This window comes from Methanoculleus chikugoensis (assembly GCF_019669965.1).
Lineage (GTDB): Archaea > Halobacteriota > Methanomicrobia > Methanomicrobiales > Methanoculleaceae > Methanoculleus > Methanoculleus chikugoensis.
Genome location: NZ_AP019781.1, coordinates 1,119,219 through 1,131,843, shown reverse-complemented (window position 1 = coordinate 1,131,843; position 12,625 = coordinate 1,119,219). Strand labels below are relative to the sequence as shown.

Below are 12,625 nucleotides of genomic sequence, written 5' to 3'. Positions count from 1 at the left end.
CGAGGACGATGAAGATTGCTATTGAAGAACTCGCAGGGTGTTCGGGATGCACGATCGCGGTGCTCGACCTCCACGAGATGCTGCTCGACATCCTCGCGGAAGCGGAGATCGTCTACTCCCCGGTGATCATGGACGTCAAGGAGCCTCCTGAGGATATCGATATAGCGTTCGTGACCGGAGCCGTCCGCAACGAAGAGAACCGCGAGCGCCTCGAAAAGATCCGGAAACGGTCAAAGACACTTGTCGCACTCGGGACCTGCGCCTGCTATGGGGGCGTATCGGGTCTCTCGATGCTGAGCTCGAACGAGGACATCTTCTCCTGCGTCTACCGGGAGGCGGCGACGACGAAGCCCGACGGGGTTATCCCGACGGACGTGCCGCCGTTCCTCTACCGGGCGTTCGCGGTCGGCGATCTCGTGAAGATCGATTACTACGTCACGGGCTGCCCGCCGAAAGAGGCGTTCCTGAGAGACCTCATCCCGGCGATGGTTTCGGGAAACACCCTTGAACTCTCGCGCAAGTCCGTCTGTTCGGAATGCGACAGGAAGATGGGGCAGGTCGAGAACTGGACGCTCAAGCGCCGGCACGAGGGTGTTCCCGACCGCGAACACTGCCTGCTCGGGCAGGGCTATCTCTGCCTCGGGAGCGTCACCTTCGGGAGATGCGGCGCGTCGTGCCCCAAAAACAACATCCCGTGCCACGGGTGCAACGGCCCCTCGCTCGATATCCTTCGCGAGCCCTGCCGGGACATCTATGGCATGATGGTGCGAAGAATCTCGGATCTCACCGATAAGCCGCAGAAAGAGGTGGAGAAGGAACTCTACGACGTCGCACACACGATGTATGCCTTCACCATCGGGAGCCTGATCATGGAAGACAAGGAGAACTCAAAGATCCGGGATCTGGTAAAGGAGAGGAGCAGATGAAAGAGATCACGATCAGCCCGGTGACCCGGATCGAGGGTCATGCAGGCGTCAGGATCTACCTCAACGACCGGGGAGAGGTCGACTCGGCCCACTTCCAGGTCGTGGAACTGAGGGGATTCGAGAAGTTCCTTATCGGCGCTTCAATCGAGGAGGCACCTCGGATCACGCCCCGCATATGCGGGATATGCCCCTCGGCGCACCACCTGGCTGCAGCGAAGGCGACCGACCAGATCTACGGCGTCGAACCGCCCGCGACCGGAAAGAAACTCCGGGAACTCTTGAGCATCGGGCAGTTCATCCATTCCCACGCCCTCCACTTCTTCATGCTCGCGGCTCCCGACTTCATCCTGGGACACGACGCGCCTGCGGAGGAGAGGAACGTCATCGGGCTTGCTCGCCACTCGCCGGATCTTGCGAAGAAGGCGATTGCGGCCAGGAAGTTCGGTCAGCGCCTGACGGAGGCGGTCGGCGGCAAACCCATCCACCCGTCGAACGCGCTGCCCGGCGGGATGTCGACGCCGCTCACGGAAGGGAAGAGAGCCGAGCTGATGACTATGGCGAACGAGGCGCTCGGGATCGCGCGCGAGGGATGGGATCTCGCTCGCGGTCTCCTCGACGGCGTCGACACGGAGTTCGGGGCAGTAACGACCGGGTTCCTCGGCATGGCCAACAACGGGGTCTACTCGACCTGTGATGGGCCTGCTATGATGCTCGGCCCGGACGGGAACCACCTCGGCTCGTTCTCGGGTCAGGACTACACGAACTTCATCGAGGAGTACTCGGAAGACTGGTCGTACCTGAAGTTCGCCCGGTTCAAAGGCGGAAACTACTACCGGGTCGGGCCGCTCGCCCGGCTCAACATCGTGCAGAAGATGGGCACGGAGCACGCGGACGCCGCTCTCGCGGAGTACCGCGAGTGGTTCGGCACCCTCACCCAGGCCACGCTCGCATACAACCTGGCACGCTACATCGAGTTCCTCGCCTCGTGCGAGCGGGCCGTCCAGTTGCTCTCCGACCCGGGCATCACCGGCTCAGAGATCCGGACGCCGGTGGGAGCGGTCGTGAACCGTCGGGGCGTCGGGATCATCGAGGCTCCCCGGGGCACTCTGATCCACGACTATACCGTCGATGAGAACGGCATCATCGAGCGGTGCAACCTGATCGTGGCGACCTGCCAGAATAACTACGGGATGGATCGCGGCGTGGAGGATATGGCACGCCGGGTGGTGGAGAACGGAGCGCTGACCGAAGGGGCAGCAAACCGCATCGAGATGATCATCAGGGCGTATGACCCCTGTATCTCGTGCGCAACGCACGCGATCGGGAGGATGCCCCTCAAGATAGAATGCGTTCGGAGAACGTGAGGAGATAGACCATGCTTAAACAGATTCTGGGAGAATTCCTGAAACTTGACGGGGTTACCGCCGCAGTCGTGGCGGGGCGGGACGGCTTTGTGATCGAGAGCGTCGTTGCCGGGGACGTGGACGTCGAGGCCCTGGGCGCCATGGCGTCGACCGGTATGGGCACGTCCGAAGCCATGAGCGACGAACTCGGGAAGGGTGAGATGAGCCAGATGCTCATCGAACTGGAGAACGGGCCGATCCTGCTCTCCCCGCTCTCGGAGGACGAGCTGATCGCTATCGTGGCGAACGCGAACGTTAATGTCGGGAGAATCCGCTACGAACTGAAGAAGAACAGGGATCGGATAACTGCTGCTCTGTGAGACGATGCTACCCGACGGCATCTCACTTGGACGACTGCAGGGGCCTCTCTCGGCCCTTGCTTCAATCAGCCCTCACTTCACCGGAGCGGTGCGCATCAGCGAGACCGGAGGAACCGGTTTTGTCCTGATTCAGGCCGGGAAACCCTATGCATCTGCGTTCGAGAACCGCAGCAAAGGTTTGCTGCTCAGCGGAGACGAAGCGTACAGATACCTGTTTGATCGGCCGTCGCTTGAATCCGAACTGATCGCCTACACCGCCGGGGAGACCGAGGTGGCCCGGGAAGCCTCCCGTGAGGCCGGGTGCCTGATCACCGAGGGCGGTGCAAAGCCATCTTCCCGGATAGGGTCGGTGAACACGAGTTGCCTCGACCAGATCGCACGGCAGCCGGGTGTCGTTGCCGTCTCGGTCTTCCACGAGGGGTTTGCCCTCCAGTCGCTCGGATCCGGGGACTTCGAGCAGGTGGCCGCGGTCTCCGAAGACCTGCTCCGTGCCGGCACCCGCATCACCGGCGATATGGAGATGGGCGGCCTCTCCCAGATAATCCTCGAGACACCGACGGGGAAGCTCATCATCGCACCCTACGGCGATCTCTCCCTCTGCATCCTTGCAAAGCCGGATGCCAACCTCGGCCTGATCCGGCTCTCTATACGAGGGATGCAGGATAACCCCGGGTGAGAGAAGGGACGGTTCCGGCACTCCCCGCTCTCTCCCGGCGAACCGTTTTGACGGTGCACGCGAGGCCTGTGTACGGGAGAACCCGCATGCACTCATTTTTGCCGCATTGCAGGATCTCCCGGAGCGCGCACGAACGCACCAAACAGTTGATATCTCCGCCCGCCGGAGTATTTCTATGCATCTCTTCATCGGATCGAAGAGAACGGCGAGGCAACCCCGCCCTCGCGGGGGGATCGCCCTATGAAGTATTATCCGGTTCATGCCGGATACCCGCCGTATGCCGAGGTGAATCCGGCGATTGAAGCGGCCTTTGCCGAGCACGGGAGAGGCAACGTCCAGATGCCGCCGAAGGTCTACGTGACGCTCGTCGAGAACGGGGACTTTCGGACGATGCCTGCTTACCTCCCGGCCCGGGGGATTGCCGGGGTGAAGATCGTCAACGTCCACCCGCATAACCGCACGAGAGGCCTTCCCACCGTCATGGCGCTCACCATCATCATCGATATCAAGACCGGTATTCCGACGGCGATCATCAACGCCACCGAACTCACCGCGTTGCGCACCGGGGCGGCGGGCGCGATTGCGGCGAAGTATCTCGCGCCCCGTCACCCCGTCACCCTCGGGATCGTGGGAACCGGGCGGCAGGCGGAGGCGCAGGTCGAGGCGACGGCTGCCTCGCTCGCGATCGAGGAGATCCTGGTCTGGAGCAGGACAGAGAAGAGTGCGGAGGCTTTTGCGACACGTTACTCCGAGTACAACGCCCGGAGCGTCCCGATCGAGCGCGCCTGCGACTGCGACGTACTGACCACGACGACGCCGTCGACAAAACCGGTCGTGATGGCGGACTGGATCCACGAAGGAACGCACATCAACGCGATCGGCGCGGATGCCCCCGGCAAGCAGGAACTGGATCCCGCGATTCTGCTCAAAGCCGAGGTCTTCGTCGACGACCCCGGCCAGGCGGCCCACTCGGGCGAGATCAACGTCCCGGTCGGCACCGGGCACTACGACCTCGCCCGGATCGCGGGAACCCTCGGCGAGGTCGTCATCGGGAAGAAAGAACGGTCGTCCCCGGACGCCGTCACGATCTTCGACTCCACCGGGCTTGCCATCCAGGACCTCGCCATCGCCGCCCTCGTCCTGCGGGACGAGGGGGAGTACGAACTGCCGTTCCCGTGAGATCGGCCCTGCGGGAACCCCACCCCGGAGGCCGAGACTCCCAGATTATCCATACTTGACTCGCGCCAAAATTCGAGGGTGGGACTGTCCAGCAATATTCTGCAGTCGCACTGACACGGATTTCAAGGGAGGTGCGAGGTGCGCACCTCCGGTGCTCAAACTCCGTGCCTACCTGGACGTCGTAAGCCCAGAACATTCGGTCTTCTCCAGCGATGTCCCGTAGGGGCATCGCCTATCGCCACGCACTGCCCCCGCCCCCGGGGGCGGGGGAGGAGCGCGAAGCGCGGGCGGGGTGGGGGTTACAGATGTCCGCGTACGAGGTAGAGACAGGGGAGGGGGGCGAACCCCCTCCCCGCGAGCCGCCCCCCCAAGGGCGATGTCCCCACGGAATCCATGCCGGGGAATTCCAACTGTCACGTATGAACACCGCTGGTGCGAGTGGTGACGGCGCAGAGCACAGCTGGCCGAAGAAGGTGTAACATCCCTGAGAACGACTGCCCGTAGGACGCGACGGTTCGTGAAAACTGGAGCGTGAGCACCGAAGAAAAGCCGCCGGGGAGGGGGTTGCCCGATCCCTCCCGGCTCCGTATGGAGCAGGTGAGTTACTCTTCCGTCCTGGGCTCTGCGAAGGCTTTCCAGACCTGTTCGCGGTAGACCGGGCCGCTGTTGTAGGTGCAGAACGGGATCAGGCGGCCGTCCGGGGTCGCGTAGTGGATACAGCACCGCTGCACCCGGCAGAGGTCGTAGTTGTACTTGTCCATGAAGTGCATCGTGCCGATGAAGAGGGCGTTCCAGTGGAACTCGCGCAGAGCCTCGAAGTTCTGCATGATGAGAGCCTTCCCAATCAATTTCATGAACTCCCCAGTGTTCTTCTGCTCCGCCTTCCTCGTGGAGTAGTAGAGGTCTTTGACCCCCTCGACGAGGGTCATGTACTTGTTGAGCGACCCGCCTTTCGCGAGTTTCGCCGTCATCTTCTCGACCGACTCGAAGAAGGCGTCGACGTCCACCATCTTGTTGATCGGAACCATCCCTTCGTCGGTGACGAAGACGTAGGTCGCTGCGCCGCAGTGCTGGTGCGTGGTGAACGTGATCTGGGGTTTACCCGTGTAGGCCTCGACGAGTTCGGAGATCGGGACGACGCAGGGCACCGGGTAGAAGTAGTCCTTCTTGATCACGCCGTCCGTCTGCTCCTCGATCCGCTCCGCAAGTTCCGGGATGGTGATCCGTTCGTTCCTGACGTCATCCTCGCTTGCAGCCCCGGTGAACGCCACCGGCTGGAAGTTTACGCCACGGATGACCTTGATGCGCTCTGCGGCGTACTTGACAATGGCGCCTACCTCATGATCGTTCCTGCCCTTGATGACCGTGGGCACCAGCACCACCCCGAGGCCGATTGCCGCGCAGTTCTCTATCGCCCGCTGATCGCTCGCGATTTTCGAGTTCGTCTCGCGGCTTACACCGTCAAAGTGCAGGTAGACGGTGGAGAGCCCTGCCTCCTTGAGTTGTTTCACGTATTCGGGGTCCTGCGCGAGCCGGATACCGTTCGTCGCGACCTGCACCTGGGACATCCCGAGTTCTTTTGCCTTCCGGATGAGTTCGGGCAGATCGTCGCGCATCGTCGGCTCGCCGCCCGAGAACTGGACGGCAGGAGCGGGAACAGGCTTTTCCTCGCGCAGCATGGAGAGCATCCCGACGATCTGGTCGAAGGTCGGTTCATAGACATAGCCGCATGCCTGGGCGTTTGCAAAGCAGAAGTCGCAGTTGAGGTTGCACCGGTTCGTCAGGTCGATATTTGCGAGCAGCGTCGTCGACCGGTGGTTCTCGCAGACACCGCAGTTGTTCGGGCATCCTGCCGGGGAACCGGTCTTCTGTGGGTTCGAGACTCCCTCTCCGATGCATTCGAAATCTTCAAATCTCCGGTACATCTCCGCATCGGACCAGTAAAGGCCCCGGTACACACCATGCTCCGGGCAGGTGCGGACCAGCCAGACCTTCCCCTCTTCCTCAACGATATCGGCATCGAGCACGCGACCGCATGTTGGGCAGAGGCTCTTCGTCTTTTTTATCAGCATTCTCTCACCGTGCCCACCTATTCATTCGTATCTCATATTTCGACACTTTAATCTTTATATTTACTGATTGTACTGAATATTGACAGTTATCAATTCAGACATCGGCTACTGGATCGTCTCCGGGCTTGCGGCACTCTGGATCATGCTTCCGGCATACGTGCCGAACTCAGCGGCCGCACTCTTCGGCGGCGGGAGACCCATCGATCTCGGGCGGACGTTCTCCGACGGAAGAAGGATCTTCGGTGACGGAAAGACGTACCGGGGGTTCTTCGGAGGCGTCCTCTCGGGGGTGCTGGTAGGTCTCATCGAGATCTGGGCGGCTACCACGTTCAGCCTGGGTGTTCTTCCCCGGCAGACGTTCCTCTCCGTCACGCTCCTCGCAACCGGCGCGCTTCTCGGCGATCTCGTCAAGAGTTTCCTGAAGCGGAGGCTGGGTAAGGAACGGGGAGAATCCTGGTTCCTGGCCGACCAGTACGACCTGGTCGTCGGTTCATTTCTGCTGATCCTCATCATCGACCCCCAGTGGTTGTCCTGGAACATCACCCTGCCCATTGCAGTCTGGATCATCGTCATGACACCCCTCCTGCACCGGGTGGTGAACATTATCGGTTATTACATAGGAGTTAAAGAGGTACCATGGTGAACCCAATCGCGACACTGTTGCTTGAGTGCGGGGCCATCGAGTTCGGGGAGTTTGTCCTCGCCTCGGGAGCCCGGAGTTCTTACTACATCGACATAAAAGCTGCGACAACGAACCCCGCCATCCTCAGAGAGATCGGGAAAGCCATCGCCGAAGGGTGGGAGTTCGAGATGGTCGCCGGAGTGGCGGTCGGCGCCGTACCGATCGCCGTCGCCGTCTCGCTCGCGAGCGGCCGGCCGTACGCGATCGTCAGGAAAGAAGCCAAGGATCACGGCAAAGCCGGAACGATCATCGGCAATGTTGCCGGGAAGAACGTGCTGCTGGTCGAGGACGTGACCACATCCGGGGGAAGCGCCCTCTACGGTCTTGATGCCCTTCGTGCCGCGGGCGCGCACGTCGACCGGGTAGTGACCGTCGTCGACCGGGAGGCGGGCGCTCGCGAGGCGCTTGCAGAAAAAGGTGCGTCTCTTCTTGCACTTGTGCGGGTCAGCGAGCTGCTGGACGGATAAACATTTTTTAAGAGCGGGCATATATGATGGATATGAAAGTACTCGTTGTAGGCGGTGGTGGCAGGGAGCATGCGATCACCAGGGCGCTTTCCTGCAACAGTGACACGAAGATCTTTTCTGTCATGGCAAGCAAGAATCCGGGAATTGCCCGGGTCGCGGAGCGGGTGCTCCTCGAAAAAGAGACCAATATCGAGAGAATACTACCATTCGCCATCAGTTGCGGAGTCGATGCTGCGGTCATCGGGCCGGAGGCCCCCCTTGAGGCAGGCATCGTCGACCGCCTCGAGGAGGCGGGGATACCGTCTCTCGGGCCGACGCGCGCCGCGGCCCGGATAGAGACGGACAAGGCGTTCTGCCGCCGGCTGATGGAGCGGCACAGGATCGCGGGGTGCCCGGAGTACCGGGTCTGCCATGACCCGGAGGAGGCGCGGCGGTTCATCGAGTCCTACGACGGCGATCTCGCGATCAAACCGATCGGGCTCACCGGCGGGAAGGGCGTACGGATCATGGGCGAGCACGTCGATGTGGCGGGGGCGGTCGAGTACACCCGGGAGATCGGGGGGAACGTCGTCCTGGAAGAGCGGCTTATCGGGGAGGAGTTCACGCTCCAGGCATTCGTCGACGGCGAACACCTGGTGCCCATGCCGCTCGTGCAGGATCATAAGCGTGCCTACGAAGGGGACGTGGGACCGAACACCGGCGGCATGGGCTCGTACTCCCTGGGAGATCACATGCTCCCCTTCGTCTCCCGCGAGGACTACGAGAAGGCCCTCCGGATCATGGAAGAGACGATCGCGGCCATGCGGGCCGAGGGGACGCCCTATCGGGGGGTTCTCTACGGTCAGTTCATGAACACCCGCGACGGCCCGAAGGTCATCGAGTTCAACGCCCGCTTCGGCGACCCCGAGGCCATGAACGTTCTCTCGCTCCTGGAGTCGGATTTTGCCGGAATCGTCGGCCACATCATCGAGGGCGATCTTGCGCCGTCGCACGTCCGGTTCGCGAACAAGGCGACGGTCTGCAAGTACCTTGTCCCCGAGGGCTACCCGGAGGCACCGAGGGCTCACGAACCGCTCGCCCTCGGCGACTATGGCGACGCCCTGCTGTATTACGCAAACGTCGAGGAGCGGAACGGGACGCTCCATACCCTGACGTCGCGGGCGCTCGCGTTCGTCGGGAAGGGCGAGACGCTCGCGGAGGCCGAAGCGATAGCCGAGAAGGCGGCATCTTCCGTATCGGGAAGCGTCTTTCACCGCAGGGACATCGGCACTCCCGAGATCCTCGAAAAACGGTGCCGTCACATGAGGGAGATTGCATGAAGAAGGATTTTCTCTCGCTCCTCGATCTCGACGAATGCGAACTCGAGAGCATCGTCGCCGACGCGGTGCGTCTGAAGCGGCTGAAGTCTGCAGGAACCGCGCATGAATACCTGAAGGGCAGGAGCCTCGGGATGATCTTCGAGAAGGCGTCCACCCGCACCCGGGTCTCGTTCGAGGTGGGGATGTCCGATCTCGGCGGCCACGCGCTCTTCTTAAACCCCCAGGATATGCAGCTCGGACGGGGCGAGGAGATCCGGGACACGGCACGGGTGCTTGCCCGCTACGTCGATGCGGTGATGATCCGCGCCTACAGTCACGCCACCATCGAGGAGTTCGCCCGTTACGCGAATGTTCCGGTCGTCAACGGCCTTTCCGACCGCCTGCACCCCTGCCAGGTGCTGGCCGACATCATGACCCTCAGCGAACGGTTCGGTGACCTCCACGGCCTGAAACTCGCGTGGGTCGGGGACGGCAACAACGTCTGCAACTCGTGGATCCTCTCCTCCGCCCTGACCGGGATGGAGATTGCGATTGCGAGCCCCCCGCGCTACCGGCCGAAGGACGAGATCGTCGACCAGGCACGGGCGATGGGAGGAAAGGTCACCGTCGTCGCCGACCCGGATGAAGCGGTCAGAGACGCGGATGTCCTCTACACCGACATCTGGGTCTCCATGGGCGACGAACAGGAGCGTGCCGAGCGGCTGCAGGCGCTCAAGGGCTACACGATAGACTCCCGCCTCCTTACACAGGCATCCCCCGACGCTCTCGTGATGCACTGCCTCCCCGCCCACCGGGGCGAGGAGATCACCGATGAGGTGATGGAAGGGCCGCAGAGCATCGTCTGGGACCAGGCCGAGAACCGGCTCCACGCGCAGAAGGCGCTCCTCGTGCGGCTGGTCGCGGGCGGGATGCCGGCGGGGGATTAAGATATCTCTGCAACCGAACCGTTTCACCCAGGGTTCGACGGGTGAGAACGGTTGTGGGCTCTTTCCGGCCGGGGGGTCGTAGTATTCCCTGACGGAGGGAGCCCGTCCAAGGATTTTTCGGAATTTTGCTCTTACTGGAGCACCGCCTATCCCCATGCACGGCTTTCCAGGAGATATCGCCACGCACTGCCCCCGCCCCTTGGGGCGGGGAACGACTGCTGGAACAGCAGGAGTTTAAGCACCGCAGGTGCGAATGAGGAGGCCGGGCGGGGTGGGGGTTACAGGGGTCTTTGTATGTAGTGGAGACAGGGGGGGGGCTGCACCCCCCTCCCCGTCAGCCCCTCCCCCAATGGCGATATCCCCACGGTCCAGTGTCCTGTGATTTCTCACGGCCAGGGCCGTATGTTCGAGTTTGAGATGTTACCTGGTTTCGAACCGTAACGATGCGTCAGAAATGAAACAGGAGTACTGTCAGGTGCGAGTTGCACAGTCCGCTAAAAATCCTTGGACGGGATTTTTCTGCTAAGAAGACCCCGAAAACCCCCAAACAGTCCCCGTGCGGCAACTCTTCCTCAAACCACCGCCCCGGCCTTCACCGTGCATCCCGGGATCATGCCTCGCGCCGGCAACCCCCGGCGCACAAACAAAAAAATGGCCTTTGTTGAAATCCTCTTCCGGAGGACGAATCATCTCCGGATTATCCAAACCTCCCCGACTCACGCGAAGCCGCGAAGGGAGACTGTCAATACCCATCCAGACTTCGCGTTCTTCGCGCCTCCGTGAGACCACATCATCGACCTATACCGGTAACCGAGTGTTATCCAGAGGTTGTGGAAAGCATTTCAACAGGGCCAAAAAAGGTGGTTATTCCGCGACGAACTCTTTGAGACGCGCGAAAAGGTATTCCTGCACTTCTTCGACGACCTCTCGTTTGCCGCGGAACGCAATCAGTTCCCGTGCGTCTCCGTCCATATTCGCGAACGACAGCCTCTGCTGCCGGCGCACCACCTCAACGTCGAACTTCTCGGCAACGTCGTAGATCATCTTCCGCGGTACACCGGGGGGAACAAGCATATCGTAGAGTTCTTCTTCAGCCATGGTTCACCAGATCCTACTTTCCTATTTTGATCCGGCGGGACATAATACATGGCCCTCCACGCACGCCGCCGAGCGGGGCCTTCGGTTTCCCGAGCGAGTTCATGCACCTGCCCATCAGTGCCGCCCCCCGGGCAAGACCGTCGTCCACGAAGACCAGGTGGTCGTTCGGGACGTCGTAGAGGTTCCGTTCGGCGACGCCCTCGATGATGTACTCGGGCTTCCTCCCCGATATCGCCGCACGCCCGGTGAACCCGATCGACGAGTTCGGCGGAACCATCCCTCTCTCGACGGCGATGTCGATGAGCCGGAGCGCCATCCTCGCGCAGACCCGGTCGACGACCTCGGTCAGTACGCCCATGCCGTGTTTCTCGTGGATCTCGCGCCCGATCTCCTCAAGAGCCGGCGTTGCGCTCCCGTTGACGCCGCAGTCGCACCCGATGAGGGCGACGCCCGACCTGTCGGCCACGTCGGCGCAGACCGGAACCCGCCCGAACCTCGTCCGGTCGGGAGGGACGATACGGATATCGATGTGCTCGTGGCAGCGGTCGACGTAACTGTCGACGACGGAACGCTTCCTGCCCCCGAACGCGCCCTTGATACTGTGGTCGCCGAAGAGGTCGAGCGCGGTCCCCGTCCGATCTTTGACGAGCCCGGTGCCCCGGACGATCGCGTCCGGTATGGCTCCCGCGAGCCCGCAGAAGTTCCCGGTCGTCTGGGCGAACGGGTTCGGGTCATCGCGTGCGACATCGCTCGTGATCCGGCCGTCGAGCGTCGTCCCGAAGTCGATGGATATACAGGGGTTCCGGAAGTCGACCGGCGTCCATTTGGCGCCTTCCTTGATCCCCGCCATCGCGAGCTCGCCTTCCATCTCGTTTGCCACCATCTCGACGCCGGTGCACCCGACCGGCGGCACGACGCCGGCCACCGCACCGACGAAGACCACCTTGTCGGCAAACGAGAACTGCCGGAGTTTCGGCGGGAGGTTGTCGATCGACATCGGCGGGGTCATCTTCCGCGGGGGGACGCCGGCCTCGAGGCAGCCGTTTGCAAGAGCAATGATGAAGTCCCCGACCTGGTCGGGGGAGTCCATCGCCGCCACGACGCCGGTGCTCCGGACGACGAAGTCGAGATCGTCCTTGATGCTCAGGTGAGCCTCCTTGTGGCACTGGATCAGGGTGTCGCGCACCAGTTCCGTAACCGATTCCCGCGTCAGTTCCGTACCGTCCAGGGTCGCCCCGAAGACTGTCTCGCCGGGTTTCGGGGGCCGGACGTCGCGGCTCATGGTCACGGTCTTGTTGATGACGTAAGACCTGCCCGTCTCAAGATTCGTGCCGGTCAGGATGCACTTGGTCGTGGTGTTGCCCATCTCAACAGACGCCACGATGAAGTAGGGCTTCACCCGGTACTCGGGAACACACGCACCCGCTCCGTGGGAGATCGCCGGAGGAGGCGGGCTTTCGACGATATGCGGTGTAGGTTTGAAAAAGCGCTCCAAAAAGCGGGCACACATAGTAGTCGTTTCCTCGTCTCCCATTTTATATCTTTCCATGATTCCAT

12 protein-coding genes are annotated in these 12,625 nt (G+C 62.0%); 9 read left to right on the top strand and 3 right to left on the bottom strand.

Annotated features, from left to right (window positions below; all coding sequences use genetic code 11):
• Positions 1-8 precede the first annotated feature (8 nt).
• The 5 genes from MchiMG62_RS05800 to MchiMG62_RS05780 all read left to right on the top strand — a co-directional run bounded on the left by MchiMG62_RS05800 (position 9) and on the right by MchiMG62_RS05780 (position 4,504).
• Positions 9-926: an NADH-quinone oxidoreductase subunit B family protein gene (locus tag MchiMG62_RS05800; RefSeq protein ID WP_221058325.1), complete on the top strand. Its 918-nt coding sequence runs from the start codon at positions 9-11 to the stop codon at positions 924-926.
• Positions 923-2,290, top strand: a complete 1,368-nt coding sequence (locus tag MchiMG62_RS05795) for a Ni/Fe hydrogenase subunit alpha (RefSeq protein ID WP_221058323.1) — start codon at positions 923-925, stop codon at positions 2,288-2,290. Before MchiMG62_RS05800 ends, MchiMG62_RS05795 begins: the two co-directional genes overlap by 4 nt.
• An 11-nt stretch (positions 2,291-2,301) precedes the next feature.
• Entirely contained in the window at positions 2,302-2,649 is a 348-nt protein-coding gene (locus tag MchiMG62_RS05790) for a roadblock/LC7 domain-containing protein (protein ID WP_067075881.1), read from the top strand.
• A gap of 4 nt (positions 2,650-2,653) precedes the next feature.
• Entirely contained in the window at positions 2,654-3,325 is a 672-nt protein-coding gene (locus MchiMG62_RS05785) for a roadblock/LC7 domain-containing protein (protein WP_221058321.1), read from the top strand.
• 240 nt (positions 3,326-3,565) lie between these two features.
• Positions 3,566-4,504 (top strand): ornithine cyclodeaminase family protein, encoded by a 939-nt coding sequence (locus MchiMG62_RS05780; protein ID WP_221058320.1) that lies wholly within the window; start codon positions 3,566-3,568, stop codon positions 4,502-4,504.
• Positions 4,505-5,106: 602 nt separating this feature from the next.
• Here MchiMG62_RS05780 and tes read toward each other — a convergent pair.
• Positions 5,107-6,576, bottom strand: coding sequence for a tetraether lipid synthase Tes (tes, locus tag MchiMG62_RS05775; protein ID WP_221058318.1), 1,470 nt, complete (start codon positions 6,574-6,576; stop codon positions 5,107-5,109).
• A 142-nt stretch (positions 6,577-6,718) separates the two neighbouring features.
• Here tes and MchiMG62_RS05770 point away from each other — a divergent pair, with 142 nt between their 5' ends.
• The 4 genes from MchiMG62_RS05770 to argF are packed head-to-tail and all read left to right on the top strand — an operon-like array spanning position 6,719 to position 9,970.
• Positions 6,719-7,219, top strand: coding sequence for a CDP-2,3-bis-(O-geranylgeranyl)-sn-glycerol synthase (locus MchiMG62_RS05770; protein ID WP_244987838.1), 501 nt, complete (start codon positions 6,719-6,721; stop codon positions 7,217-7,219).
• Positions 7,213-7,725: an orotate phosphoribosyltransferase gene (gene pyrE / locus MchiMG62_RS05765; RefSeq protein WP_221058316.1), complete on the top strand. Its 513-nt coding sequence runs from the start codon at positions 7,213-7,215 to the stop codon at positions 7,723-7,725. Before MchiMG62_RS05770 ends, pyrE begins: the two co-directional genes overlap by 7 nt.
• 26 nt (positions 7,726-7,751) lie before the next feature.
• Complete coding sequence (purD, locus tag MchiMG62_RS05760; RefSeq protein WP_221058315.1) at positions 7,752-9,044, top strand: phosphoribosylamine--glycine ligase; 1,293 nt, start codon at positions 7,752-7,754, stop codon at positions 9,042-9,044.
• Positions 9,041-9,970, top strand: coding sequence for an ornithine carbamoyltransferase (gene argF / locus MchiMG62_RS05755; RefSeq protein WP_221058314.1), 930 nt, complete (start codon positions 9,041-9,043; stop codon positions 9,968-9,970). Before purD ends, argF begins: the two co-directional genes overlap by 4 nt.
• Positions 9,971-10,834: 864 nt before the next feature.
• Here the strand turns inward: argF and MchiMG62_RS05750 are convergent.
• Together MchiMG62_RS05750 and MchiMG62_RS05745 are read right to left on the bottom strand one after the other, a co-directional pair.
• Positions 10,835-11,068 (bottom strand): hypothetical protein, encoded by a 234-nt coding sequence (locus tag MchiMG62_RS05750; protein ID WP_074369538.1) that lies wholly within the window; start codon positions 11,066-11,068, stop codon positions 10,835-10,837.
• Between the two features lie 13 nt (positions 11,069-11,081).
• Complete coding sequence (locus MchiMG62_RS05745; protein WP_221058313.1) at positions 11,082-12,578, bottom strand: methanogenesis marker 14 protein; 1,497 nt, start codon at positions 12,576-12,578, stop codon at positions 11,082-11,084.
• Positions 12,579-12,625: the final 47 nt, after the last annotated feature.